Genomic DNA, 25,268 nt, shown 5'->3' with positions numbered 1-25,268 from the left:
CTCATTATTGAGGCTTTTATTTGAAAGAAACTTTTTTAAATCAGTTTCCGCTTCTTCAATACTTTAAGTATGAGATATACCACCGAAGCAATAATACCTGCGTAGAACCAAAAGTCCATATTGAATACAAATTCTTTATTCACAATAAAATCACCTACCATTTCAAAGAACCAAAAAAGGAGGAAGATGGCTGCGATTCCGTTTTTCTCTTGACGAATTACTTTTCGTAAATTAAAAGATCTATTGGAAGCTTTGTAGTTTTTAAAACTAGGAAAGAAAGGTGGCACTTTTTCTGAATACTTTACATAGGCATCTTCAAACTTTGTGCGTAAAAAAGCTTCTTCAGCAAAACAAATACGTAGATAATAATAGCTGTAATAAAAGAGTACAAAGGCTACTAAAAACCAAAAGGACGCGGTTAACATCGCGATTCCCAACCACATAAAGAAATTCCCTAAATACAACGGATGTCTAACAATCGAATAGATCCCGGTGGTATTGATTTCATCTGCAATTTGTCCTTCGTGGGTGTTTCTACCTGAGGTATTTTCGGCAGCATAGCCTATAGTGAAAACTCTTATGAAAAACCCTAATAAACTAACGCCTAAACATATGTATTTATAGGTTTCGGTATATAAAAAGTCGCAATACGCGTCTGGATTTAGTTTAAAATAGGCAAAAACAGCCAATCCTACCACCAATATAATAAGGGGTAAAAAACTTCTGTATCTAAATAAAAAATCACCTTGGGTTTTTAATTCTTCGCGTAAAGCCATAATTGGGTTGGGTTATGGCGCAAAGATAGTATAAATCTATAATTAGGGAACTAAATAAGGACTATAAGAACTTTTGCTTGAGTTCTGGAGTAGGAATCATACAACTATCCTTTTTACCATACCACTTATAGCGATTTTTAGCAATATAGTCATACACCCAATTTCTTATAAAGTTTGGGATAATGATAAATGCATAGAGTAGAGGGTAGCCTTTATTTAAGTATTTAGCGATACGAAGTGCAGCAGAAGACTTTACGTAGGCCTTTTGATTGTCAATTAAAATGATAGAATCTGTTTTGGAAGTATCAATTCCATATTTTTGTATTAGCGAAGCACCAACATCACTTTGCAATGCGGCAAACTTAAATTTGTTCTTCGGGTCGTGTGTAATAATAAAGTTTACCGAGCTATTGCAGAGATTGCAAACCCCGTCGAAAAGAATGATTTTATATGAATTTTCGTCTTTCATTTATACTTTTTCAAGTTCTTCTAAGCTTACATTAGTCGTAAACATACCGTAATTTACAATAGCTTTTTTCTTTTCTATGGTATCTATAGTGCCAATAGCTCTTCCATCGATCATTCTAACTCTATCGCCAATTTTTAAGGTTACCTTGGGTGGAGGTGGCGGCAATTTGGCAGCAGCTTCTTTTTCTTTCTTTTTTCGTTTCCGAATGCCTTCCACTTTACGTTCAACTTCCTTAAGAACTTTTTGCTCTTTTATTTTTTCAACTTTTTTTGCTTTGGGAGCCACTTTCTTTCGCTTCACATTTTCCTGAAGCACCAACTTCATCAACTCGTCAATGAGTTCTCGTTTGTTTTTATTATTGAAATACTTTTCAGAAAGAATATCGAAGCGTTTTCCTAAGGAAATAAGTTTCTGATTAGCATCAAACAACTCCTGGTAACTTTCTAATTTCTGCTGAATTTTAGCATTGGTCTGTTCCAATTGTTTGCTTTCCTCTTTGGCCTTTTCCTCTTCTGTTTTTAAAGAGGCAGAGGTTTTTCGAAGGTTAGAACGCTCTTTTTGAAGGTTGGCAATGGTCTTATCAAAACGAACCTTTCCACGTTCAATCTTTTTCTTTGCCTTATTTATTAAACTATAAGGAATACCATTTTTTTGAGCGACTTCAAACGTAAAGGAACTTCCTGCTTCCCCCAAGTGCAGATGGTACAAAGGCTCCAAGCTTCGGCTGTCAAACTGCATATTGGCATTGGTAGCAAAAGGGAGTTCGTTTGCTAGAAGCTTTAAATTTGAATAATGGGTTGTAATAATTCCGAAGGCTTCTCTTTCATAAAACACTTCCAAAAAGGTTTCGGCCAACGCGCCTCCCAATTCGGGATCACTTCCAGTTCCAAATTCATCAATTAAAAAGAGCGTATTTTTATTACACTTCTTTAGAAACTGGTTCATTTGTTTTAACCGATAACTATAGGTGCTTAAATGATTTTCGATGGATTGATTATCGCCTATGTCGGTTAAAACTCTATCAAACAAACATATCTCGCTATACGGGTCTACAGGAATCAACAACCCACTTTGAAACATAAGTTGAAGTAACCCTACCGTTTTAAGTGTAATACTTTTTCCGCCCGCATTAGGCCCCGATATGACAATGATTCTATTTTCTGAATGAAGCGTAATCGATTGCGGATAGGTTTTCTTTTTTTTCTTTTTGTTGGAACGTAATAATAGTGGATGATACGCATTCTTTAATTGAAGATTCCGTTCTTTTGAGAATAGTGGGAGTATTCCATTAATTTCTAAAGCGTATTTCGATTTGGCATGCCAAGCATCGATTTGAATTAGATATTCCTGATAGCTTACCAATAGTGGCTTGTAGGGGCAAATATACTGCGTTAGGGCTTTTAAAATGCGTTTGACTTCTTCGGTTTCTTCGTAATATAAATTACTTAGTTCATTGGCATACTCTAAGGTTTCTTGTGGTTCGATATAAACAATACTTCCTGTTTTAGATTGCCCCAAAACAGCCCCTTTTACTTTTCTTCGGTGCATAGCCTTTACCGCTAAAACACGTCTATTTTCCATCACAGACTCCTTAATTTCATCTAGATAATCTGCTTGTGCATACCGACTTAACGCACGGCTAAAGGAAGCACTCACTTGGGTTTTTACTTGCTGAAGTCGTTTTCGAATGTCAAAAAGGGCAGGGGAGGCATCATCTTTTACTTCTCCATATTTATCTAATATGTTCTGAATGGCTTCGGAAATGAGAGAAGTATAATTAATAGTTGTGGCGTATGCTTGCAAATGGGTGTAAAACTCTTCGTATTTTTTAAAGAATTTTAGGAGCTCTTTTGTGGTTTCTGTTACCGAAAGAATTCTTCTAAAACCTGAAGCTTCAATCACACTATTTTCAATTTCTAAAAGGCGTAATTCCTTGGTAATGGCTTCAAATCCGTGATTGGGAATACGATTATCATTCTTAAAAGAAGCGGTAAATTCTTTAACTCGTTGTAATTCGGGTAAAATAGCATCCTCTTCAGAATATGGAAGAATTTCCAAGACTTTGTCTTTACCCATTTCGGTAATACAAAATGCGGCAATCTGTTCCAGCACTGTGGGAAACTCTAAATCCTTAAGCGTATTCTTCTGAATTTTAATCATAATAATTCCCGCTACGGCGGGAAAGGTGTCTTATTAAATTCTTACTTTTAATCCCTACAAAAGTACAAATAATGACCGTAAAAATTGAACCTTCTTGGCTAGTCCAATTAAAAGAGGAATTTGAAAAACCCTATTTTAAAGATTTAGTCAATTTTGTAAAAACAGAATACCAATCCAATACGTGTTATCCTCCAGGGAGTCAAATATTTTCGGCGTTTAATCATACACCATTTTCACAAGTAAAAGTGGTTATTATTGGTCAAGATCCGTATCACGGACCAGGGCAAGCGCACGGATTGTGTTTTTCGGTTCCAGAAGGGATTGCACAACCCCCATCCTTACAAAATATCTTTAAAGAAATTGCTTCCGATTTAAATTTACCTATTCCAGTGAGTGGAAATTTGGAGCGTTGGGCAGATCAAGGAGTATTGTTGTTAAATGCAACGTTAACTGTTCGAGCCCATCAAGCGGGAAGTCATCAAAATAAAGGGTGGGAGCAATTTACCGATACTGTTATTTCAAAACTTTCGGAAGGTAGGGAAGAGTTGGTTTTTCTATTATGGGGAGGATATGCCAAAAAGAAAGGAAGTGTTATCAATAGGGAAAAACACTTAGTGTTAACAAGCGGTCATCCTTCTCCACTAAGTGCTAATAGAGGGTTGTGGTTTGGTAATAAACATTTTAGTAAATCGAACAAATACCTTTCAAACAAAGGGCTTAAGGGGATTAACTGGTAGAAACACTATTCCTCTTCAGGAACTTCAGGTTCAGTAGAATCGTTACAGCTAAATTGCAACAACAAGAAATTTGTAACTAAAAGAGCCCCCAAAACAATTAAAAAAGTTACCATAATATACTTAAATTACACTTGTAAGATGCTGGGTTGTGTGTAGGGTTGCGTTTTTCTTAAAAAAAATATAAAATTTCTGAGGCAGGCATTTTAGTTTCAATTAAATCAAGGTGTTGCAAGGTGTCTTGTACTTTTTCAACCTGCATGCTGGAAAGATTCTCTTGACCCCATTCCGTTAAAGAAAGCCATAACTGAACATCTTCAATTTTCTGATTGTATCTATTGGCAATCATTTTATCGATAGAGGGAATATTTTTAAATTCTAATGTAGTCTTATTTATAATTTCTATAATTGCTTTAACAGCTTCCTTTTCATTTTCCAACGCATCGTTTCTTACCGCAATCACAAAGCAAGGCCAAGGGGTAAGACATTCACCTACTAAGCGAAATGTTCCATTATCTACGTAAGGTTTTGTGGTAAATTTTTCCCACATAAAATAATCACCATCACCCTTTGGCAAACCTTCCAGTGCTCCTTCAAGGTTTTTAATAGGTTCAAAATCTAAATCTTTTTCAATATCCCAGCCTTCATTTTCAGCATTTACATACGCCATTAAATGGGATCCACTTCCATACCGGCTAATAGCTGCTTTAGTTCCTTTTAAGTCTGAAACTGAAGTATAATTAGAATTCTTTGCCACATGAATTCCCCAAATTAATGGTGATTTTACAAAGCACTGTACAATTTTACATTCATTCCCATGAATAATATCGCGAATAATTCCTTCAGTAAGAATCACCGCCATATCAATTTCCTTTTCTCTCAATGCCTTACACATTTGCCCAGTACCTCCATAGTAATCAATCCATCGAAGATTAATTTCTTCTTCTTGGTATTCCTTATTTTTAAGCGTTAAATACCAGGGTAGGTTAAAGTGCTCTGGTACACCACCTATCTTAAAATGCTTCATTTGGTGAGGGTTTCGAGAGTATATACAATAAGTTCTTCAATGGTTTCAAGTGGTTTCTCACTAAAGGTGCCTAAGGCCCGATTGGCTAAAATTGCATTTAATGATAGTGCCTTGTGCCCCAATAGTTTTGCCATTCCATAAATAGCCGCCGTTTCCATTTCGAGGTTTGTGATATTCTTTCCGTTGTAATGGAATGAAGCAATTTTTTCAGTTAGTTGGGAATCCTGAATTGGAAGTCTTAATATTCGGCCCTGAGGTCCATAAAAACCAACATTCGTCGTGGTTATGCCTTCCGTAATTATTTCGGAAGTAAAAAGAGATAATAACTCTGAATCCGCTGCAATGGCATAGGGCTTTGAGTTATTGGGGTTCCATTGAGTGTGTTTTACAAAGGCTTCGGAAAAATCTTGTTTGAATATTTTATCTGTATCCCCGTAAAAATGCAACAAATTGTCGAAACCAATACCGATTCCACTGGCAATAAAACTATTTAAAGCAATTTCTGGTTGTAATCCACCAGAAGTTCCCACTCGTATAATTTTGAGTACTGTTCTATCGGTTTTTATGGTTCTGCTGTCAAAGTCTATATTGACTAAAGCATCTAGTTCGTTAAAAACGATATCAATATTATCGGGACCAATTCCCGTTGAAATTACAGTAAGTCGTTTTCCTTTATACGTTCCTGTATGGGTTTTAAATTCTCGGTGTTGCGCTTTTACTTCAATGGTGTCAAAATGTTTGGAAACCTGCTCCACACGATCTTGATCTCCTACTGTAATAATGGTATTTGCTATTTCACCCGGCTTTAACTGCAAGTGATAAATGCTACCGTCTGGATTTAGAATTAATTCTGAAGCTGCAATTTTCATCCGCCAACACGCTTGGTTTTAAATCCTTTTTCCTGAAGAAACTTCATAATTCTATCACGATAATCTCCTTGAATAATGATTTGTTCGTTTTTAAAACTTCCGCCTACGCTTAATAATTGTTTAATTTCCTTTGCCAATTGTTTGAAGTCGCTATCGGCGCCGTTGTAGCCTTCAATAATGGTAATGGGTTTCCCTTTACGCTTTTCGTATTTACAAATTAATGGCTCGTCTTGAAGCCAAACAGTAGAAGGAGTTTCTTTTAATGGTTCTTCAGAAGGAACATGGTCTGGGAAAAGACTTTTTAGTTGATCTTGTAAATCCAAAGCTTATTTTTTAATAAGTCCAATCTCCACCAATCGCTGGTGTAAAAACTCTCCAGCAGTAATATCTTCAAACGCTTTTGGATGGTTTTCATCAATACATTCTTCTAAACAATTTAGTTTCATATCACTGCGAGGGTGCATAAAAAATGGAATGGAATAACGTGGGGTTCCCCATTGTTCTCTAGGAGGATTCACTACGCGATGAATGGTAGATCGCAATTTATTATTAGTATGCCTTTCCAACATATCCCCAACGTTAATAACCAATTCATCTTCCTCGGGAATAGCATCAATCCATTCACCATCATTTCGTAAAACTTGCAATCCTCCCGTTGAAGCTCCCATTAACAAGGTAATTAAATTGATGTCACCATGAGCCCCAGCTCTAACAGCCCCTTTGGGTTCTTCTGTAATAGGAGGGTAATGAATAGGTCGTAAAATACTATTTCCATTGGTCGCCCAATAATCGAAATATAATTCATCCAAACCGATATATAAAGCTAAAGCTCGGAGCACATAAATCCCCGTTTTTTCTAACTTTCTATAAGCTTCCATCCCAGTTTTATTAAAGTTGGGAAGCTCTGTTACTCGAACGTTATCTGGATATGTATCAGGAAGGTTGGCATCATCACTGGGTTCTTGTCCAAAATGCCAAAACTCTTTTAAATCTCCTTCTTTCTTTCCTTTTGCGTGTTCCTTACCAAAAGATACATAGCCTCGTTGTCCTCCAAGGCCTTCAATCTCGTAATTGCGCTTAGCTTCTTCAGGAAGGGCAAAAAAGGCTTTAACTTCTTTGTATAGTTCTTCAACAAGTTGGTCGCTTAAAAAATGATTTTTTAAAGAAACAAAACCTATTTCTTCATAGGCCTTTCCAATTTCTTGAACGAATTTATCTTTTCGTTTAGGATCTTCAGAAAGAAAATCGGCTAAATCTACACTAGGAATATTGTTCATCTTACATAATATTATCAAAGTGCAAATATACCAATTATTGGTAGTAATTCCGAAGGAAAAAAAAGGGAAAACCAATTTGTAAGCTTAATAATTTTTCTACTTTTGAATTATCAAATCGCCTATATGAATCCCGATACAATTTCGAGTCATCATTTTAAATATAATAGAGACGGAATAGAGGACTCAACCCTCTTAACCCTTTACAGATTAATGCTAAAACCTCGAATGATTGAAGAAAAAATGCTCATTCTTTTAAGACAAGGAAAAGTTTCCAAATGGTTTAGTGGTATAGGACAGGAAGCCATTTCGGTGGGTGTTACTGCCGTTTTGGATAAGGAAGAATACATTCTTCCCATGCATCGGAATCTTGCTGTTTTTACAGGACGTGACATACCTCTACATCGCTTGTTTTCACAATGGCAGGGAAAAGCCAATGGTTTTACAAAAGGACGAGACCGAAGCTTTCATTTTGGCACACAAGAATATAAAATTGTAGGAATGATATCCCATTTAGGGCCTCAATTTGGGGTGGCCGATGGAATTGCGCTTGGAAATCTATTAAAAAAGAACAATCAAGTTTGTGCCGTTTTTACAGGTGAAGGTGGTACCAGTGAAGGAGATATACACGAAGCGCTAAACGTAGCTTCGGTTTGGAGTTTACCCGTTTTATTTTGTGTTGAAAATAATGGTTATGGCTTGTCTACCCCTACGAGCGAGCAGTATAAATGTGAACATCTTGCCGATCGCGCAAAGGGCTATGGAATGGAATCTCATATCCTCGACGGAAATAACATCCTTGAAGTATATAGCAATTTAAAGCGTATCACTGAAAGTATGCGTGAAAATCCTCGTCCCGTTTTTGTGGAGTTTAAAACCTTTAGGATGAGAGGTCACGAAGAGGCGAGTGGTACTAAATATGTCCCTCAAGAGCTTATGGATGCCTGGGCAGCTAAAGATCCCTTAGAAAACTTCACTGAATTTTTAAGAAATGAAGGCATTCTTTCAGAAAAAGATGAAGTGAAAATGAAAGAAGAAATTCTTCATGAAATAAATGAAAATTTAGACATCGCTTTTGCCGAAGAAAAAATAAAATCTTCTGAAAGTGAAGAATTAAAAGATATATATCAAGAATTTGTATATCAGAAGGTTAATGAAAATTCAGAAACAAAAGAACTACGATTTGTTGATGCTGTTTCAGAAGGCTTAAAGCAATCCATGGAACAGCATGAAAACCTTGTTTTAATGGGACAGGATATTGCCGAATATGGGGGTGTATTTAAAATAACAGATGGATTTGTAGATGCTTTTGGAAAAGAAAGAGTGCGAAACACTCCGATTTGTGAATCGGCAATCGTTTCTGCAGCGATGGGATTATCCATCAATGGATTTAAAAGTGTGGTAGAAATGCAATTTGCAGATTTTGTGACCTCTGGCTTTAATCCTATTATTAATTATTTAGCGAAATCCCATTATCGATGGGCACAAAATTCCGATGTCGTTATTCGGATGCCTTGTGGCGCGGGTGTAGGAGCTGGACCTTTTCACAGTCAGACAAATGAAGCTTGGTTTACACATACCCCAGGATTAAAGGTGGTTTACCCAGCTTTTCCTGCAGACGCAAAGGGGCTGTTAGCCACTTCGATAGAGGATCCAAACCCAGTAATGTTCTTTGAACATAAGGCATTATACCGAAGTATACGACAGGAAGTTCCTACAAATTACTTTACCATTCCGTTGGGGAAAGCTTCTATACTTAGGGAAGGAATCGATGTTTCCATCATAACATACGGTGCTGGAGTGCATTGGGCATTAGAAACTCTTTCAAAACTAAATATATCGGCAGATTTAATTGATCTACGCACCCTCATTCCGTTAGATGTTGAAACTATCCTTTCTTCGGTAAAAAAGACGGGGAAAGCTATAATTCTCCAAGAAGATTCTATGTTTGGAGGGATTGCTTCCGATATTTCTGCGTTAATTACTGAAAACTGTTTTGAGCATTTAGATGCGCCCGTGAGGCGGGTAGCTAGTCTTGAAACACCTATTCCTTTCGCTTCCAATCTAGAAAATCAATATTTACCCAAAGAGCGATTTAAAGGGATTCTACAAGAGTTACTTGATTATTGAATTCTTTAACATTTATCGTTAATCTTCTTCTAAATATTTTTGTTTGTTGTTTTTTAATAGTAATCTTTACATAGAAAATTAAAGATATTAATAATACCGATTATCAATACAATAGGTGCTATTTTTTGTATCTTTAGTTAATAACTAATTTACGTTTAACCTCAACTATAATCAATTATGAAAAAATTACCATTTTTAGTACTATTAGTTGTTTTGGTTTTTGCCTGTGGCACACCAAAAACAGTAAAAGAATCAAGAAAAGTAATAAAGGGATATTGGTCTCTTGACGATATTGCCTACAGCGAAAAAGGAACTTTTACCGTAAAATTATTAAACGATACTTCACGAGAGTGCTTTACAGGAAGTTCTTGGCGCTTTATCCCTAATAACAATACAGGAGTGTATAACATTGACAATTCAAACTGCCCAAGTGGTGACAGAAATTTCATATTCGATATTCAAGAAATGAATCCAGAAACAGGGCTTTATGATTTTCTTTTAAAACCCACCAGCGAAAAAAATAAATCTGAGAATAATGTTGGTTTTAGACTACGTCTAGCACAATTAAATGACACTAGTATGAAATGGGAACAAACGGTTTCCTTAGACGGTAAACCCTTTACCATTACTATGAGATTTTCAAAAATAAGTGATTAATAAAAACCAAAATATACTATGAAAGCAATAATGAAACAAATAGGAATTATAGTTTTGGCAATGACCATTTCTATTGCCTTTACCAATTGTGAAGCCACCAAAAATGCTAATAATACTCAAAAAGGTGCTGTAATTGGTGCTGCTGGTGGTGCCATTTTAGGTGCTGTAATTGGAAACAATGCTGGTAAAGGAGGTAATGGAGCCATGGGTGCCGTAATTGGTGGCGTAGTGGGTGGTGCTGCAGGTGCAATTATTGGAAAGAAAATGGATAATCAAGCCAAAAAGATTGAAACAGAAATTCCTGGTGCCGAAGTAGAACGTGTTGACGACGGAATTGTAATCACTTTTGATGGTGAAAATAACGGAGTGTATTTCGATACAAATAAATACGAAATTAACGCTGCATCGAAAGTCAATTTAGATAAACTAGCATCTATTTTAATGGAGTATCCAGATACTAATGTATTAGTGGTAGGCCATACCGACAGCGTTGGTGCTGAAGAATACAATATGACACTTTCGAAAAATAGAGCCCAGTCTGTAACAAATTATTTTACAGGAGTTAAAGGACTGAGTGCTGGACGTTTTACAACCAATTGGTTTGGAGAAACGACTCCTATTGCAACAAATGATACCGCTGAGGGTCGTGCACAAAACCGTAGGGTAAATATTGTCATTGTCCCTAATGAAAAAATGAAAGAAGATGCTCAAAAAGAAGCAGATGGTAATTAAACTTTGATATCCCATTTTGATAAAGCCGTAACAATTGTTTCGGCTTTTTTTTACGCTATCTTTGCCGTGTGAATTTAAAAATACTACACACGTCCCCTCAAATCCTCGCAGTTAAATTGAATGCAGCGGGTGAACGTAGCTTAAGAAAACAACATCCTTGGATTTTTTCAGAAAGTATTCAGAAAATAAATAAAGAAGGAAATGCTGGTGATATTGCTGTGATATTTAGTCAAAATGGTAATAAACCCATGGGTATTGGCTTGTTTGACCCTCATTCCCCCATAAGAATTAAAATGCTTCATTTTGGTAGTGGTGCAAAAATTGATAATGAATTCTTTTCCGAAAAGATTCAGTTAGCTCATTCACTTCGCGAAGATTTATTAAAAACTAACACCAATAGCTACAGGCTTATCTTTGGAGAAAATGACGGCTTCCCAAGTTTGATAGCAGATGTATATGCACACGTTTTAGTAATAAAATTATATTCAGCAATTTGGCTTCCCTTTTTTGAAACTATTGTGACTGAATTATTGAATGTTTCAAAATGCAAGAGTGCTGTCTTGCGGCTAAGTAGGAACATTCAAAAACAAACCGATGTCCACCAGCTTACAGATGGCACCATTTTGTATGGTGAGCTTAAAGATGAGGATGTACATTTTATGGAACATGGAGTGCAATTTTCTGCAAATGTGATTAAAGGTCATAAAACAGGTTATTTTTTAGATCATCGCCATAACCGAAAAAGAGTAGGGGAACTCTCCAGAGGAAAGACCGTACTTGATGTATTTGCGTATGCAGGCGGATTTTCAGTACATTCCCTAACCAATGGGGCTAAAGAAGTAACTAGCTTAGATATAAGTGAACAAGCTTTACAATTGGCAATAGCCAACGGAAAATTGAATACATTTTCCGGAAAACACAAAACACTTGCAGGTGATGCCTTTCAAATACTACAGAACCTTATCGCTGAAAACAAAACATTCGATGTAGTGGTCATAGATCCTCCTAGTTTTGCGAAAAGCGCTAAAGAAGTCCCAATGGCATTAAAAAAATATTCACAGCTAGCATCATTAGGGGAGCAGCTAGTCGCTTCAAAAGGACTACTTGTACTTGCTTCCTGTTCCTCGAGAGTAACTTCGGAAGAGTTCTTTAGCATCAATGAAAGGGTGTTACGTGATTCCGGCAGAAAATTCAAAATAATGGATAAAACCTTTCATGATATTGATCATCCCATCTCGTTCCCAGAAGGGGCTTATTTAAAGTGCGGATACTATCAATTAGATAAATATACTCAAAATCCAAACTGTTGTAAATCCTGTTAATGCCAAAATGGTGGTCATCATAGTCCAACTTCTGAAAGTTTGTTTTTCAGAAAGCCCCAAATACTTACTTACTAACCAAAATCCGCTATCGTTTACATGAGACATAATAGATGCTCCTGCTGCAATGGCAATCACTAGCAGTGCTTTATCCATTTCTCCTGTGGTCGAAAGAAGTAGCGGGGCTGTTACTCCCGCAGCCGTAATCATAGCAACGGTGGCAGACCCTTGTAAGATTCTAACCAAAGCAGCCACTATAAAAGCAAAGAACAAGGTGCTTAAACCCATTTCTGCAAAATAATTGGCGAGCATATCCCCACTTCCTGTATTAATAAGCATTTGCTTAAATACCCCTCCCGCACCTGTCAATAAAATAATAATTCCAGCAGGCGCCATGGATTTTGTGGTGATTTTTAAAAGTGTCTCCTTGGAAACTTTTTTCCGAATCCCCAAAATATACCAAGCCAATAAATTGGCAAGTATCAATGCAGAAAATGGATGCCCAATCATTTTCATCCAATGGGTAAATCCTTCCGATGCCCAACCATTGGCAATAGGACTACTCAATAAAGTGTTAAACACGATTAGAACAATGGGCAACCCTATGATAGCTAAAATTACCCATACGGAGGGTAGTGAATTCTTAGTTTCAATTCCGTCTGAAATCTCTTCAGGAGCTTCTACAAAAATCCGTTTGGCAATATACTTCCCGAAGATAGGGCCACTCAAAATTGCGGAGGGAATACCCACAATAAATCCGAATAAAATGACCCATCCTAAATCGGCTTTTAAAATATCGGCTACAGCCACAGGACCTGGCGTTGGCGGAATAAACGCGTGGGTAATGGCTAACCCTGCCAATAAGGGGATTCCGTATAATAATAACGACTTTTTAGATTTCCGTTGTAGGGAATAAATAAGCGGTACCAAAATGATAAAAGCCACGTCAAAAAAGACGGGAATGGCAATAAAGAAACCGGTGAGCATCAATGCCCAAGTGGCGCCTTTGCTCTTCGTCTTGCTTAATAGAAAAGAGGCTACCGCTTCGGCTCCACCAGAATGTTCCAAAATCGCACCAAACATAGCACCCAATCCTACTACTACTGCAACAAACCCAAGGGTGTTTCCCATACCTGTTTGTATGGTTTCAATAATATATTGTGGCTCCATACCCGCAATAATTCCTACGGTTATACTCGCAATGAGTAACGAGATAAAGGCTTGAATGCGAAGTTTTAAAATGAAAAATAGTAAAACTACAATCCCAGCAAATATGGCTAAAATTAATGTGCTATCCATTTGTTTTCCAGTTGGTTGTAAATGATTGATCCTTAGGAGCGTCGATTCGCTTATAGGTGTGCGCACCAAAAGCATCCCGCTGTGCTTGAATAAGATTTGCAGAGGAAAAGGCTGTTATGATTCCATACCAATATTGGAGTGAAGCCGATAAACAGGGGAGGGCATTGCGCTGTTGCATTCCCCAAACCAATATATCGACAACGGCACTTTCGCTGTGTTTTAACTTTTTCAGAATAGCAGTATCCTCTAAAAGAATAGAATGATTGCCCATTATTGGATGTATTGTCTTGAGCAACTCCGATTTTAAAATACACCCGTTGGTCCAAACACGTACGACTTCACTTAAATCGACATCCCAACCTTCAGAATTTGAAGTAGTTTCAATTAACTGCAATCCTTGTTGATGATTCAATAAACGTGCAAACTGATAAGCCTCTTTAAGTTTTTCGGTATCTATCGTAGCTAAAAATGATTCATAGTCTAATCTTTCAGAAAGTGTTGTCCGCAATTCTTTGGTGTTAGACACAGCACGCTCCATGACTGCTGCAGTAAGTATGGTGGCCGGAAACCCTTGCTCTAATGCCGCTATGCTTGACCAAGTACCCGTACCTTTGCTGGAAGCAACATCCCAAATTTTGTCTAAAAGGGATTCCTTGTTTTCTTTTTTCTGAAGTATGGCAATAGTTGTTTCCAAAAGAAAACTTCCAGTTTCACCAGTGTTCCAATCTATAAATAGTTCTGCTATTTCATCGTTACTTAAACTAGGCTTTAAAAGTGCATAAACTTCGGCGAGTAATTGCATTTCTCCATATTCTATTCCGTTGTGAATAGTTTTAATAAAATGCCCTCCACCATTAGCTCCCAATAAAGAAATACAAGGCTTGTTATTAAAGTCTTTAGCGGAAATAGTTTCAAGTAATACTTTAACTATATTATAAGCTAAACTATCACCGCCCACCATCATGGATGGCCCTAATAACGCTCCTTCTTCGCCCCCTGAAATTCCTATCCCTAAGTAATGAAACTTTTGATCCTTTGCCAGTTTTTCCCTTCGTTGGGTGTCTTTGTAATGTGAATTACCCCCATCCATAATAATATCGCCTTGAGATAGCAGGGGAGTTAGTTCTTCCAAGACGGCATCCACGGGACTACCAGCAGGAATCATGAGCAGTATCTTTCTAGGTGTTACTAGCGATTCTACAAATGCTTCAAGGTTTGTAAATCCTTGGATGTCTTCATTTTGTAATTCGGAAAGGAGGGAAGGGATCACCTCTTTTTCCGCCTCGGTGTATCTATTATATGCCGAAAGTGAAAAACCATGGCGTAGGATGTTTTTTGCTAAGCTTCGCCCCATCACACCCATTCCTATGATGCCAAATTCTGAACGTTTCATTGGTTGTATATTAGAAATAATTTTAGATACTATCGCTTCAGGGGTTTGATCTACCGAAACCAGAATACCGTAGGAGGGAGGCTCTAGTGTTTCAAACTGCGACTGAAGCAATTCAGGTTTCATATAATGATTGCGAGCTTCCATTCTTTTAAAAATGGTTTTATAATCGCCATCCAAGTAGATCCATTGGATACTATTCCCTTCCGAAAGAATTTCTCGATAGGATTCCTTTAACGCGGAACACGCTAATACACCGCCTTGTTCCCATGAACGTATCTCTTCTTTAAGTTTTAGGAGCCACGGTTTACGGTCTTCGTCATCCAACGGAATTCCCGATTCCATTTTTTCAATATTGGATTTGGGATGAAAGTCGTCTGCATCATAAAACGGAATAGCCAATTGCTTGGCTAGTAATTGCCCTACAGTGGTTTTTCCCGAACCACTCACCCCCATAATAATATATGCTTTTCTCATTCGTTAACGGTTCCAAAAAATGATGAAGGCACTCCTTTAACCCCAGGAACTACCCTAAATACAGAACCTGCCAAAGGAAATTGAATTTTTTCGTCCTCGGTCATATCTACCGTTGCCGTTGTAATATAGAGGATATCCAGATTAGGCCCTCCAAAAGCGCAACTAGTGACGTTATGCGCGGGAACTTCAATCCTTGTAATCACGCTACCCGTTTTAGGGTCAAAGCAAACTACAGCATTGCCGTTCCACATACCCACCCAAAGGTTGTCATGTTCGTCTATAGCCATTCCGTCGGGAAAGCCTAAAGAGGCTGGAACTTCTACCGCCACGCGTTCGTTTGAAATGGTTGAAGTTTCAGCATCATAATCAAATGCGCGAATCTTTGCCGTGGGGGTGTCTATATAATACATGGTTTTGGCATCTTTGGTCCAAACGATTCCGTTAGAAATAGTAATGCTATCGAGCATGGCTGTAGCGGTTCCATTGGGAGTTACTTTATACAACTTCGCATTAGGTTCTTTTTCGGCTAAATGCATAGATCCCACCCATAAGTTTCCGTTAGGGTCACATTTCCCATCGTTAAACCGATTTTCAGTTGTATCGGCTTCAACGTTAGAAAGTCTTGTTAAACTTCCATTCTTAGTATTTTGAATATAAATCCCATCTTCCAAAGCCACCACGGCCGTACTGTCTGATTGGGGGACCACCGTTCCTATACGGGAAGGCATCTCGAACGAGGTGTTTAGTTTGGTACTAGGATTATAGATATATAATTTCTTACCCAAAATATCCACCCAATATAATTCTTGAGTTTTATGATTCCAAAAAGCACCTTCACCTAACTCGGCTGGAATTTGTAATTCTAGAGTAACTTCTGCCGTAGTAGAAGATTCATTTTCAAGGACTTGCTCTTTGGAGTTTTCTTTACAACTGCTAATAAAAAAGATGGCTAAAAGGGTAAAAATTAAACGGGTAGCGAACATAGAAGATTGTTAAAATTTTGATTTATAGTATGTTGATTTAAAAAAAGATTTTAAATTTAAACTATTAGAGCGGTATTCTGCAACTATTAAAACTATTATTATGACACAATCTTCCTCCAAAAAAAAGCATGCAAGCTTCCAGAGTAATTACCGCAGATCCCTTAATTTTCGTCATTCGGCTAAAAAGGAAACCTTTGTATTAAACGAGAAAGGGGAGTTGGTGTTGAGGAATGATGCTTCAGAGGATGAATAGTAAACTCTTTTTTATGTAAGGCTGCATTACTCCAATGCGGCTCTTTTTTTCTTCAATGCACTCCTGCTAAAGTGCAATATCACCACCGAAACCACCCCACAGATCATAAACCCAATAAACACTGGGAGTACACTATTTTCAATGTAGCGACCTATAAACGTACTAATAGGAATTCCCATTAAGGTTGAAATGAGACCTGTAATGGCAGCTGCCATTCCCGCTATATGCCCCATGGGTTCCATTGCTAAGGCACGCAGGTTTCCGAATAAAAATCCAATAGCAAAAAACTGCACCGAAAAAAATGCCATTAATACTTCAATACTTGGGTTGGGTTGCCCATAAAACAGTACCACAAATAGGGTTGAAACAATTAGAAATGCATAGATGGATAGGGTGACCAATTTTAACATTCCGAAACGAACTACTAGATTTCCATTGGTGAATATTGCCAAACTAATAGCAATCGCTAGACCTGCAAAGAGGTAGGGGAACTCTTCTTTAAGTCCGTATTGAACTTCAAAGATTTGCTGAGAACCACTTAAATACACTAAAAAGGCGCCCAAAATTAATCCCGAAATAAAGGTGAAACCCATAGTAGATTTTTCGGTTAAGACTTCTTTAAATCCTTTATTAAAACGTTCACGGGTAAAAGGGATTCGCTTGTCAAGGGTAAGGGTTTCGGGTTGTCGCTTCCAAAACCAAAAGCAAACCAAAGCACTAAAGAATAGCTGTATATAGAAAATTCCCTTCCAATTATAGTAATCCAACACCAATTTACCAGCTGCAGGGGCAACGATAGGCACCAAGAGAAAAACCACAGTAACAAACGACATGATACGAGCCATATAATCGCCGCTATATAAGTCACGAATAATAGCAATACTTATCGTTCGTGGTGCCGACAATCCAATCCCTTGAAGAATCCGGCCCGCAATCATAACGGGTAAACTTTCAGCATAGACACAAATAATACTTCCAATTAAAAATATTCCGAAACCCATATAAACAATGGGTTTACGACCTTTGGCATCAGATATAGGTCCAAAAACCAGAGGACCTACCCCCAAACCCAAAAAGATCATGGTAATTATGAGTTGGTTATCTGCGGGACGCTGTGTCCCAATAGTAATCCCAATAACGTCTAACGCTGGAAGTAACGCGTCAATAGCAAGTGCAACCACCGCCATAAGAGAGGCCATCATGGCAATAAACTCGATTTGGGAGGCAGATTGTCTTTTAAACATACTGCAAAAGTAGAGCTAATTCTTAGAAGCAAGATGGCTTATCGATGTTAAGATTTAATTAAAAAAACATCTTTCAGAAAATCTAACAACCTAACATTGGTCATAGTAGGAAGCCCAAAAGTAGATTATTTTTAGTATCTTAATTGTTCTAACTAACGTCTTTCATAACATTCATATTCTATGAAAATTTTTGACAACAAACACATCAAAAATGTCGTTCTTGTAGGCGCGCACGGTGCCGGAAAAACGACGCTAGCCGAAACGATGCTCTTTGAAGCTGGGCTCATCAATAGAAGAGGAACCGTCGAACAAAAAAATACGGTGTCCGATTATCACGAAATCGAACAAGAACGAGGTACTTCTATTTTTGCGACACCATTGCATACCGAATGGAGGAATTACAAAATTAATATTATCGATACCCCTGGATTGGACGATTTTATTGGAGAAATTATTTCTTCCATTCGCGTGGCAGATACTATTGTACACGTCATTAACGCCGAACACGGCGCCGATATTGGTACAGAAATCATTTGGGATTATGTGGATAAATACCGTAAACCTACTGTCTTTGTCATTAATAAGTTTGACCACGAAAAGGCCAATTTCGATCAAAGCGTAAACAGTTTGCAACGCTTAGTAGGAAAAAATACAGTCTTAATTCAATACCCTATAAAACTGGATGGTGCCAATGCCATTGTAGATGTTATGAAAATGAAGTGCTACAAATTTGGTCCCGATGGGGGAAAACCAGAAAAAGTGCCTATTCCAGAGGCTGAATTAGACCGCGCCAACCAATTGCACAACGATTTGGTAGAAAAGGCAGCCGAAAATGATGAGGATTTAATGGAATTGTATTTTGACAAAGGCACCCTCAACGAAGATGAAATGCGCCAAGGGATTAAGTTAGGGATGCTTAATCACGATTTGTTCCCAATATTCACGACATCTGCACTATTAGATATGGGAAGTGGCCGCTTAATGGGCTTTATAGACAATGTGGCGCCTAGTGCTTCCGATTTAAAACCCGAACAAAGCGAAGAAGGGGAGTTGGTGGCTCCTAAAGTAGACGCGCCTACAACCTTGTTCATCTTTAAGACCCTGTTCGAACCCAATCTTGGGCAGGTTTCTTTCTTCAAAGTAAAGGCCGGTGAAGTGAAGGTGAATGATAAATTCTATAACCAGAGTACCAATGAAATTGAAGTGGTGAATAACCTATATATTATGGATGGTAAAACCAAGCATCCAGTTAACAGACTAACGGTGGGGGATATTGGCGCTACCACCAAACTAAAAGGCACCGAAACAAACGATACCTTATCGCAAAATGAAAATGGGCCTACCATTAAACCCATTCAATTTCCTCAATCGCGGTTAGAAAAATCGGTTTCTGCAAACAGTAGTAGCGAAGAGGAGAAACTCAACGAAGCATTGCGACGCATTAACAGTCAAGATCCTACCATTACCATGCAGTACAATCAAGAAACACATCAAACCATCGTGGGCTGTCAAGGAGAATTGCATTTAGCGGTTTTGGAATGGCAATTAGAAAACAGCTACGGACTTAAATGCAATTTCCAAGCGCCTCGCATATCGTATCGGGAAACCATACAGCGGTCTGCCAACGCCAATTACCGCCATAAAAAACAATCGGGAGGGTCTGGCCAGTTTGCTCAAGTGCATTTAAAAATAGAACCGTATTATGAAGGAATGCAAGAACCAGAAGGGTTTAACATTCGTGGTAAAAATGAAATTGACTTAGACTGGGGCGGGAAACTGGTATTCTATAATTGTATTGTAGGCGGTGTGATTGACACCCGCTTTTTACCTTCCATTATGAAAGGCATTTTGGAAGTCATGGAACAAGGTCCATTAACCAAATCCTATGCACGCGATATACGCGTGATGGTATACGACGGAAAAATGCACTCGGTAGACTCTAACGACATTTCGTTTAAAATTGCGGGAGCAACCGCCTTTAAGGATGCCTTTAAACAAGCAAATCCTAAATTATTAGAACCCATTTTGGATGTGAGTATTAAAGTTCCAGAATCGATGGTTGGTAATGTGATGACCGAATTACAAACCCGCCGTGCCATGATTCAAGGAATTAATAGTGAGGACCAATATCAAATCCTGAAAGCGATGATACCCAAAGCGGAAATGAGTGATTTTTCAACCAAATTGAGGTCTGTCACACAAGGACGTGCGAATTTCACATCTACATTTTCAAAGTACGATGCAGTACCCACACACGTACAAAAGGAATTGGTGGCGTTAAATGAGTCGCAAGAATAGAGAATAATCTTATGATGCCTTCAGTGAGATAGGGGTTTTAGTAGTATTTTTAGTCCATCATTCTAAATAGAAAGAAACAAAACTATGGAAGAACAGCTTAAAGAGCTATTATTTAACCCTACCGTTGGGAAGATAGCAACAGTAGTAATAGGGGTGGTTATTATTTGGCTCGTCATTAAGATGATTCAAAAAAACCTAATCACAAAAATAAAGGAAGACAATAACAGGTATCGCGCAAAGAAGCTCGGGAGTTTTATAGGATTCTTTTTAACCATCGTCCTAATTACGGTAGTGTATAGCAATAAATTAGGCGGACTTACAGTTGCCTTGGGAGTTGCGGGTGCGGGGATTGCTTTTTCATTACAGGAGGTCATTACATCCTTTGCCGGCTGGTTGGCTATTATACTAGGAGGCTTTTATAAATCGGGGGATCGTGTGCAGTTAGGTGGAATTAAAGGAGATGTGATGGATATTGGCGTGTTACGAACCACCTTAATGGAAACCGGGCAATGGGTAGATGGCGATTTGTACAACGGACGTATTGTACTAATTGCCAACAGTTATGTGTTTAAAGAGCCTGTTTTTAACTATTCTGGTGATTTTCCTTTTTTATGGGATGAAATTAAAATTCCCATACAATTCGGAAGCAATTACGAAAAAACCACACAGATCCTGTTAAAAGTAGGAAATGAAGTGGCAGGAGATCTTTCAACCAAATCTAGAGAGCAATGGCAAGAATTAAAATCTAAATATAGATTGGAAGAAGCACAAACCGAACCCATGGTATCGTTAGTGGCGAATGACAATTGGGTAGAATATACGTTACGTTATATTGTAAACTACAAAAAGAGACGCGCTACAAAAACAGCGCTATACACCAAAATTCTAACAGAGGTGGATGCCACCCAGGGAGAAATTAAATTTGCCTCTGCCACATTTGAATTGGTAGGAGCACCCGACTTTAAAGTAAACGTACAAAACAAAGCCTAGGTATTTGAGGTGTGCAACAGCTATCATTACCGACCTAAGATTCTCGTATTTCATAAAAGAAGGAGTGAGTCCCTAAATATTCTATTTTACATAATATACATTATAGAACATTTCACACATATCAGGATTTACGTATAGCTCCGCTATTTTGCATAATTACAGATATGACTGCCGTTAGGCTAATATCGATGGTAATTATGTAAAAGTAAATCCACAAGACATGGTTTAACTAACCCTCCATTTTAGATAGCTACGCTATTTGAGCATAAAACCAGTTATTGGGCTTTAGCACTATAACGTTCGGTTTTATGTCAAAGCAATTTGATAAATAAACTTATAGAACATTTCCATACATCAGGATTTACGTGTAGCTCCGCTATTTTGCATAATTACAGATATGACTACCGTTAGGTTCATATCGATCGTAATTATGTAAAAGTAAATCCATTAGACTCATTGTACAACAACCATGCCTTTTTAAAATTAACTTGTGTTTAAAAATCGTATTTTTTATAAATTATAAAAAATATAAAATTTTAAACAATTGTAAGAGCCGTAACCAATTAAAACAATGTATCCATATCCACAGGCTCCACAATATACGGTTTGTTGGTATCGATGCCCCGTTTATACAAATCCCTACTTACGGGATGTGCTTTAAAGGGTGAATTGGTAAATCCCGTGGCAATAAGTTCGTTTATTTGGCTTTTGTTAAGATCGTCCAGCCAATCTTCAAAATAATGTTCATCCAGCACCAAGGGCATTCTTTTTTTACGGTTATGGATTTCTGCAAAGAAAGGATTCGCGGGTACCGTTAAAATAGAACAGCTGTATTGGTTCTCTTCTAGTTGCGAATAGATACCCGCAAAAGCAAAAAGATCGCTCCCGTCTTGGTACCTATCTGTAGGTTGGTAACAGAAATACGGTATGGATACCCCGTTTTCGTGATGGGGTTCAAAAAAACCATCTACCACAATAAGGCAACGATGTTCTTCGATGCTGTCTTTATAGGTGTTAGACTCAAACACCGTTTCGCTTTTGGCATTAAGGGTGTTGTATTTCTTTAAAAATGCGAAGGGGTCTCCACTCGCCCAGTCTGGCACCAAGCCCCACATAGCAGGGATGATGACCGTTGGGTCGTGAATAGGTATGATTTGCAGGTTGTTATGTGTAAAGCCAGACATATGAAAAAAGGGATCATAGGTGGCATCCAGCATCTTCGCAACTTCCAAACGATGAACGATTTCTTCTCTTTTTTTACGGAGGCTTGTTTCGAAACACATAGCTTAAAAGTAATAATTATTTGAGAATTGCTACCCCTGTGATGACATTTTCAATATAACCCGATGCTTTAATAGTAAACACATTAAATGTATACTTATGAAAACGATCTTACACAATTTCATTGTTTTAATATTATTAACGACCACTACTACCCTTCTCGCGCAAGAAAATGAAAATGATGGTTCTTTTTTTGATGGGTGGGACTTTGGTGCCAAAGCGGGGATCAATTTTTCGAATATGTATGGCGACGTTGGAAATAATACGTTCCTCACTTTTGCCCACGCAGGTTTGGTTATAGATAAAAGGACCAGCGACGAGTGGCTCATTAGTTTTGAGCCTCATGTATCTGGCGAAGGACAAGTCCTCAACGGTGGTTACGATAGAATTATCTATTTTAATATTCCTTTTCTAGGTAAGTATCACGTTTCGGAGGCGTTATCCATAGATGGTGGTATCCACCTAGGCGTAAAAGTGACTGAGCAAACAAAATTCCAAAACGGAAATAAAGAAAATAGAAATCGGTTTAAAAGGATAGCTCCAGGTTTTACCGCAGGTGTAACTTACGATATAACTGAAGACTGGTTCTTACAATTTAGAACCAACCTTAAATTATCGGATGTTGTACGTAAAGAAGGCGGCGACTCCGAAGGATCTACCATTCTTGCGTTTCAAGTATCTATAGGAAAACGATTTAATTAAAATCGTTTTAGGCAAACACGGTAGGCTTAAATTACTTTACCAAGGTTACTTTAACGGCATTCATCCCGCGTTGTCCTTTTTCAAGTTCGAAAGAAACGGCATTACCTTCGTTAATTTCATCTATTAAGCCGCTTACGTGGGTGAAGTATTTTTCTTGATTCTCCCCATCTACTATAAATCCGAAGCCTTTGGAGTGATCAAAAAAAGACACGGTTCCTTTTCGTACAGGATCGAAGGCTTCTCTGTCTTCGTCTGTCATTTTAGGAACGCCAATAACGATGTCATCTGCGGCTACTTTTACTTTTTTGGAAGGGTCTGGCGGTGTATCTACTAGATTACCCATATGGTCCACATAGGCAAATTCGATACCTGCGGTTCCGTTTTCTTCTTTTTCTAACTTACGGGCTTCCATCTTTTTACGTTTGTCTTCCCGTTTTTTAGCACGTTTTTTTTCTTTTTCAGTTTTACTATACGTTTGTTGCGATTTTCCCAATGTTATGTTTTAAGGATTAATGGTACATTATAGCTTTTATATTTTAAATTCCCTATTTATTTTAAATAAATTTTTAGGGTCAATACAAATTAAAATAAAAACTACAACTCTTTAGATCACTTCCAGTTTATATCCTATCCCATGTATGTTACTAATTTGAAGGGTTGGGTCTGCTTGTAGCTTTTTACGGAGTTTTGAAATATAGGTATCTAGACTGCGCCCTACCACCACCCCATGGTCTTCCCATACTTTTTTGGTGAGCTCTTCACGAGAGATGGTTTGGTTAGGCTTTTCTGCAAAAATGATAAGAATTTCGCATTCTTTTTTGGAGAGCTGTATTGTTTTATTGTCCGTTACCAAAAGGTGTTGTTCTGGGTACAATAAAAAATTGCCTAAAGCTAAGGAATTATTTTCATCAAGGGTACTGGCTTTAGGACGCTTCTTTTTAAATACTATTACTCCCACAGGAACAAACGCCACAAATAGTAATAGATATAACAAGGAAGGTTTATTGAAAATACCTTGATTCCCTTCTTGGGATACCGTGCTCATGGTGCTTGCAATAAAATGAACTTTCACTTTATAGCATTGTTTTGGCAAGGTACGTCCTCTACAAGGGATAATACTTTCCTCTTCATTAGCTTTCATTTCGTAACTATAAGCCACTTCCCCATCGATACATTGCAATACTTCTACGCGATAATGCTTGGGAAGGATTGCCTTTGTGAAGGTAGCTTCAATAAGGTCTAAAAGCGCATCGGGTTCAATCTCTAAAGACTTTTCGAAGGAAAGTTGGTAGGTATCATTACTTTGATCTATAATGGGCAGTACCAAGGAAGTGGAATCTCCTTGAACCAATAGTAGTTGGTTGCCCACTTCCCGCAAAGAGATTTTAGCCCGTTCGGGGAAGTCGTTTTGTAGCGTTTGGCTATTTGGAAACAAGCCTACAAACACCAAAAAAACGGCTAATCCAGCAAATGAAAATAGTGTGTCGCCTTTAAACATATTGTAAAGTACGTGGATTTTGGGCAATTTTCACAGGGGTTGACACTTCTTTTACATTCTTTTGACAGTTTTGAACCATAAGAAACCTAGTTTTACTAAAAACTAGAAATATGAAAAACATCATTACTCTTATTGCATTCAGTTTTTCACTACTTAGCATAAGTCAGGAGACGGAACTCGTTATTGTAAAGGCCAATAGTACATGGGGGAAAGAAATTATTCCTTTTCCTATTGAATGGGCTCCTAAATTCACTTTTGAAGGATTTGAAGAGCTCCGCTTTGCACCAGAATGGGATAAAAAGGAAAGTGAACAATTTTGGACCTTGGTAATGGCTTGGGAAGTTAATACCGACACTCCTTTAACTGAAAAATCCATAGCCTTTAATTTTGAGCACTATTTTGATGCATTAATGAACCCCAACCATTGGGCAACCACTTTTCCTGCTCCTAGCCTTTTATTGGTTGATATTACAAATAAGGATTATCTTTTAAAGGATAAGCCTACAAAATATAAAGGGAAACTAAAGGTGTTTGATGGTTTCCACAGTGGGGAAATGATTTCTTTAAACCTTTTAGCCGAAGTTCTTTTTTGTCTAAATAAGCAAAAATCGATTATCCTTTTTAGAATATCTCCTCAAAATACTTCTGCCCCCATATGGAATGAACTTAATGCTATTGAGGTTTTACCCGAAGTCTGTCAATAATA

24 protein-coding genes are annotated in these 25,268 nt (G+C 37.8%); 10 read left to right on the top strand and 14 right to left on the bottom strand.

What is annotated here, in order from left to right; translation table 11 throughout:
• Nucleotides 1-35 precede the first annotated feature (35 nt).
• The 3 genes from KXJ69_RS12950 to KXJ69_RS12940 all read right to left on the bottom strand — a co-directional run bounded on the left by KXJ69_RS12950 (nucleotide 36) and on the right by KXJ69_RS12940 (nucleotide 3,405).
• Nucleotides 36-776, bottom strand: a complete 741-nt coding sequence (locus KXJ69_RS12950; protein WP_219053544.1) for a methyltransferase family protein — start codon at nucleotides 774-776, stop codon at nucleotides 36-38.
• 61 nt (nucleotides 777-837) lie between these two features.
• Nucleotides 838-1,245 carry a thiol-disulfide oxidoreductase DCC family protein gene (locus tag KXJ69_RS12945; protein ID WP_219053543.1) on the bottom strand — a complete coding sequence of 136 codons (408 nt, stop codon included), beginning with the start codon at nucleotides 1,243-1,245 and terminating at the stop codon, nucleotides 838-840.
• A complete protein-coding gene (locus KXJ69_RS12940; protein ID WP_219053542.1) occupies nucleotides 1,246-3,405 on the bottom strand; it encodes an endonuclease MutS2 in 2,160 nt (719 codons plus the stop codon).
• Nucleotides 3,406-3,476: 71 nt separating this feature from the next.
• Between KXJ69_RS12940 and ung the strand changes: the two genes are divergently transcribed.
• Nucleotides 3,477-4,142, top strand: coding sequence for a uracil-DNA glycosylase (gene ung / locus KXJ69_RS12935; RefSeq protein ID WP_219053541.1), 666 nt, complete (start codon nucleotides 3,477-3,479; stop codon nucleotides 4,140-4,142).
• A 169-nt stretch (nucleotides 4,143-4,311) separates the two neighbouring features.
• Here the strand turns inward: ung and KXJ69_RS12930 are convergent, their stop codons facing one another.
• The 4 genes from KXJ69_RS12930 to KXJ69_RS12915 are packed head-to-tail and all read right to left on the bottom strand — an operon-like array spanning nucleotide 4,312 to nucleotide 7,312.
• Complete coding sequence (locus KXJ69_RS12930; protein WP_219053540.1) at nucleotides 4,312-5,166, bottom strand: substrate-binding domain-containing protein; 855 nt, start codon at nucleotides 5,164-5,166, stop codon at nucleotides 4,312-4,314.
• On the bottom strand, nucleotides 5,163-6,035 hold the full coding sequence (locus tag KXJ69_RS12925) for a nucleoside phosphorylase (RefSeq protein ID WP_219053539.1): 873 nt from the start codon (nucleotides 6,033-6,035) through the stop codon (nucleotides 5,163-5,165). The genes KXJ69_RS12930 and KXJ69_RS12925 overlap by 4 nt, the downstream gene beginning before the upstream one ends.
• The gene (locus KXJ69_RS12920) at nucleotides 6,032-6,358 is read right to left on the bottom strand and encodes a translation initiation factor (protein ID WP_219053538.1); all 327 of its coding nucleotides are present in this window, start codon (nucleotides 6,356-6,358) and stop codon (nucleotides 6,032-6,034) included. The genes KXJ69_RS12925 and KXJ69_RS12920 overlap by 4 nt, the downstream gene beginning before the upstream one ends.
• 3 nt (nucleotides 6,359-6,361) lie before the next feature.
• On the bottom strand, nucleotides 6,362-7,312 hold the full coding sequence (locus KXJ69_RS12915) for an isopenicillin N synthase family dioxygenase (RefSeq protein WP_219053537.1): 951 nt from the start codon (nucleotides 7,310-7,312) through the stop codon (nucleotides 6,362-6,364).
• A 123-nt stretch (nucleotides 7,313-7,435) separates the two neighbouring features.
• Between KXJ69_RS12915 and KXJ69_RS12910 the strand changes: the two genes are divergently transcribed.
• From KXJ69_RS12910 to KXJ69_RS12895, 4 genes are all read left to right on the top strand, one after another.
• Complete coding sequence (locus KXJ69_RS12910; RefSeq protein WP_219053536.1) at nucleotides 7,436-9,439, top strand: alpha-ketoacid dehydrogenase subunit alpha/beta; 2,004 nt, start codon at nucleotides 7,436-7,438, stop codon at nucleotides 9,437-9,439.
• 177 nt (nucleotides 9,440-9,616) lie between these two features.
• Nucleotides 9,617-10,096 (top strand): lipocalin family protein, encoded by a 480-nt coding sequence (locus KXJ69_RS12905; protein WP_219053535.1) that lies wholly within the window; start codon nucleotides 9,617-9,619, stop codon nucleotides 10,094-10,096.
• Between the two features lie 18 nt (nucleotides 10,097-10,114).
• A complete protein-coding gene (locus KXJ69_RS12900; RefSeq protein ID WP_373422843.1) occupies nucleotides 10,115-10,828 on the top strand; it encodes a YiaD family glycine zipper/OmpA-like lipoprotein in 714 nt (237 codons plus the stop codon).
• A gap of 68 nt (nucleotides 10,829-10,896) precedes the next feature.
• A complete protein-coding gene (locus KXJ69_RS12895) occupies nucleotides 10,897-12,150 on the top strand; it encodes a class I SAM-dependent rRNA methyltransferase (protein WP_219053534.1) in 1,254 nt (417 codons plus the stop codon).
• Here KXJ69_RS12895 and KXJ69_RS12890 read toward each other — a convergent pair.
• The 3 genes from KXJ69_RS12890 to KXJ69_RS12880 are packed head-to-tail and all read right to left on the bottom strand — an operon-like array spanning nucleotide 12,106 to nucleotide 16,296.
• Nucleotides 12,106-13,446, bottom strand: coding sequence for a GntP family permease (locus tag KXJ69_RS12890; RefSeq protein ID WP_219053533.1), 1,341 nt, complete (start codon nucleotides 13,444-13,446; stop codon nucleotides 12,106-12,108). The two genes, KXJ69_RS12895 and KXJ69_RS12890, sit on opposite strands and share 45 nt — an antisense overlap.
• On the bottom strand, nucleotides 13,439-15,313 hold the full coding sequence (gene gnd, locus KXJ69_RS12885) for an NADP-dependent phosphogluconate dehydrogenase (protein ID WP_219053532.1): 1,875 nt from the start codon (nucleotides 15,311-15,313) through the stop codon (nucleotides 13,439-13,441). Before gnd ends, KXJ69_RS12890 begins: the two co-directional genes overlap by 8 nt.
• Complete coding sequence (locus KXJ69_RS12880) at nucleotides 15,310-16,296, bottom strand: SMP-30/gluconolactonase/LRE family protein (RefSeq protein WP_219053531.1); 987 nt, start codon at nucleotides 16,294-16,296, stop codon at nucleotides 15,310-15,312. The genes gnd and KXJ69_RS12880 overlap by 4 nt, the downstream gene beginning before the upstream one ends.
• 100 nt (nucleotides 16,297-16,396) lie before the next feature.
• Between KXJ69_RS12880 and KXJ69_RS12875 the strand changes: the two genes are divergently transcribed.
• On the top strand, nucleotides 16,397-16,549 hold the full coding sequence (locus KXJ69_RS12875) for a hypothetical protein (protein ID WP_219053530.1): 153 nt from the start codon (nucleotides 16,397-16,399) through the stop codon (nucleotides 16,547-16,549).
• 26 nt (nucleotides 16,550-16,575) lie between these two features.
• Here the strand turns inward: KXJ69_RS12875 and KXJ69_RS12870 are convergent, their stop codons facing one another.
• On the bottom strand, nucleotides 16,576-17,793 hold the full coding sequence (locus tag KXJ69_RS12870) for a multidrug effflux MFS transporter (protein WP_219053529.1): 1,218 nt from the start codon (nucleotides 17,791-17,793) through the stop codon (nucleotides 16,576-16,578).
• A 180-nt stretch (nucleotides 17,794-17,973) separates the two neighbouring features.
• On the opposite strand from KXJ69_RS12870, the gene KXJ69_RS12865 reads away from it, so the two are divergent.
• Together KXJ69_RS12865 and KXJ69_RS12860 are read left to right on the top strand one after the other, a co-directional pair.
• Nucleotides 17,974-20,091, top strand: coding sequence for an elongation factor G (locus KXJ69_RS12865; protein WP_219053528.1), 2,118 nt, complete (start codon nucleotides 17,974-17,976; stop codon nucleotides 20,089-20,091).
• An 84-nt stretch (nucleotides 20,092-20,175) separates the two neighbouring features.
• Entirely contained in the window at nucleotides 20,176-21,081 is a 906-nt protein-coding gene (locus tag KXJ69_RS12860; protein ID WP_219053527.1) for a mechanosensitive ion channel family protein, read from the top strand.
• 563 nt (nucleotides 21,082-21,644) lie between these two features.
• Here the strand turns inward: KXJ69_RS12860 and KXJ69_RS12855 are convergent.
• Nucleotides 21,645-22,364, bottom strand: coding sequence for an SOS response-associated peptidase (locus KXJ69_RS12855; RefSeq protein ID WP_219053526.1), 720 nt, complete (start codon nucleotides 22,362-22,364; stop codon nucleotides 21,645-21,647).
• Between the two features lie 97 nt (nucleotides 22,365-22,461).
• Here KXJ69_RS12855 and KXJ69_RS12850 point away from each other — a divergent pair, with 97 nt between their 5' ends.
• Nucleotides 22,462-23,064, top strand: coding sequence for an outer membrane beta-barrel protein (locus KXJ69_RS12850; RefSeq protein ID WP_219053525.1), 603 nt, complete (start codon nucleotides 22,462-22,464; stop codon nucleotides 23,062-23,064).
• A gap of 31 nt (nucleotides 23,065-23,095) precedes the next feature.
• On the opposite strand, the gene KXJ69_RS12845 is transcribed toward KXJ69_RS12850, so the two are convergent.
• Together KXJ69_RS12845 and KXJ69_RS12840 are read right to left on the bottom strand one after the other, a co-directional pair.
• Nucleotides 23,096-23,557: a cold-shock protein gene (locus KXJ69_RS12845; RefSeq protein ID WP_219053524.1), complete on the bottom strand. Its 462-nt coding sequence runs from the start codon at nucleotides 23,555-23,557 to the stop codon at nucleotides 23,096-23,098.
• A 111-nt stretch (nucleotides 23,558-23,668) separates the two neighbouring features.
• Nucleotides 23,669-24,562 carry a winged helix-turn-helix domain-containing protein gene (locus KXJ69_RS12840; RefSeq protein ID WP_219053523.1) on the bottom strand — a complete coding sequence of 298 codons (894 nt, stop codon included), beginning with the start codon at nucleotides 24,560-24,562 and terminating at the stop codon, nucleotides 23,669-23,671.
• 110 nt (nucleotides 24,563-24,672) lie between these two features.
• Between KXJ69_RS12840 and KXJ69_RS12835 the strand changes: the two genes are divergently transcribed.
• A complete protein-coding gene (locus KXJ69_RS12835) occupies nucleotides 24,673-25,266 on the top strand; it encodes a hypothetical protein (RefSeq protein ID WP_219053522.1) in 594 nt (197 codons plus the stop codon).
• Nucleotides 25,267-25,268 lie beyond the last annotated feature (2 nt).

Origin of the sequence: Halomarinibacterium sedimenti, from assembly GCF_019312585.1 — a bacterium.
GTDB lineage: Bacteria > Bacteroidota > Bacteroidia > Flavobacteriales > Flavobacteriaceae > Halomarinibacterium > Halomarinibacterium sedimenti.
This window is presented reverse-complemented; position numbering and strand designations above follow the sequence as displayed.

Bases quoted from the DNA above. Each gene is read 5' to 3' on its own strand.
- KXJ69_RS12850 (WP_219053525.1), top strand. From the start codon at position 22,462: ATGAAAACGATCTTACACAATTTCATTGTTTTAATATTATTAACGACC.
- gnd (WP_219053532.1), bottom strand. From the start codon at position 15,313: ATGAGAAAAGCATATATTATTATGGGGGTGAGTGGTTCGGGAAAAACC.
- KXJ69_RS12950 (WP_219053544.1), bottom strand. From the start codon at position 776: ATGGCTTTACGCGAAGAATTAAAAACCCAAGGTGATTTTTTATTTAGA.
- KXJ69_RS12840 (WP_219053523.1), bottom strand. From the start codon at position 24,562: ATGTTTAAAGGCGACACACTATTTTCATTTGCTGGATTAGCCGTTTTT.
- KXJ69_RS12855 (WP_219053526.1), bottom strand. From the start codon at position 22,364: ATGTGTTTCGAAACAAGCCTCCGTAAAAAAAGAGAAGAAATCGTTCAT.
- KXJ69_RS12915 (WP_219053537.1), bottom strand. From the start codon at position 7,312: ATGAACAATATTCCTAGTGTAGATTTAGCCGATTTTCTTTCTGAAGAT.
- KXJ69_RS12870 (WP_219053529.1), bottom strand. From the start codon at position 17,793: ATGTTTAAAAGACAATCTGCCTCCCAAATCGAGTTTATTGCCATGATG.
- KXJ69_RS12900 (WP_373422843.1), top strand. From the start codon at position 10,115: ATGAAAGCAATAATGAAACAAATAGGAATTATAGTTTTGGCAATGACC.
- KXJ69_RS12910 (WP_219053536.1), top strand. From the start codon at position 7,436: ATGAATCCCGATACAATTTCGAGTCATCATTTTAAATATAATAGAGAC.
- KXJ69_RS12875 (WP_219053530.1), top strand. From the start codon at position 16,397: ATGACACAATCTTCCTCCAAAAAAAAGCATGCAAGCTTCCAGAGTAAT.
- KXJ69_RS12930 (WP_219053540.1), bottom strand. From the start codon at position 5,166: ATGAAGCATTTTAAGATAGGTGGTGTACCAGAGCACTTTAACCTACCC.
- KXJ69_RS12925 (WP_219053539.1), bottom strand. From the start codon at position 6,035: ATGAAAATTGCAGCTTCAGAATTAATTCTAAATCCAGACGGTAGCATT.
- KXJ69_RS12890 (WP_219053533.1), bottom strand. From the start codon at position 13,446: ATGGATAGCACATTAATTTTAGCCATATTTGCTGGGATTGTAGTTTTA.
- KXJ69_RS12860 (WP_219053527.1), top strand. From the start codon at position 20,176: ATGGAAGAACAGCTTAAAGAGCTATTATTTAACCCTACCGTTGGGAAG.
- KXJ69_RS12880 (WP_219053531.1), bottom strand. From the start codon at position 16,296: ATGTTCGCTACCCGTTTAATTTTTACCCTTTTAGCCATCTTTTTTATT.
- KXJ69_RS12945 (WP_219053543.1), bottom strand. From the start codon at position 1,245: ATGAAAGACGAAAATTCATATAAAATCATTCTTTTCGACGGGGTTTGC.
- KXJ69_RS12940 (WP_219053542.1), bottom strand. From the start codon at position 3,405: ATGATTAAAATTCAGAAGAATACGCTTAAGGATTTAGAGTTTCCCACA.
- KXJ69_RS12835 (WP_219053522.1), top strand. From the start codon at position 24,673: ATGAAAAACATCATTACTCTTATTGCATTCAGTTTTTCACTACTTAGC.
- KXJ69_RS12905 (WP_219053535.1), top strand. From the start codon at position 9,617: ATGAAAAAATTACCATTTTTAGTACTATTAGTTGTTTTGGTTTTTGCC.
- ung (WP_219053541.1), top strand. From the start codon at position 3,477: ATGACCGTAAAAATTGAACCTTCTTGGCTAGTCCAATTAAAAGAGGAA.
- KXJ69_RS12865 (WP_219053528.1), top strand. From the start codon at position 17,974: ATGAAAATTTTTGACAACAAACACATCAAAAATGTCGTTCTTGTAGGC.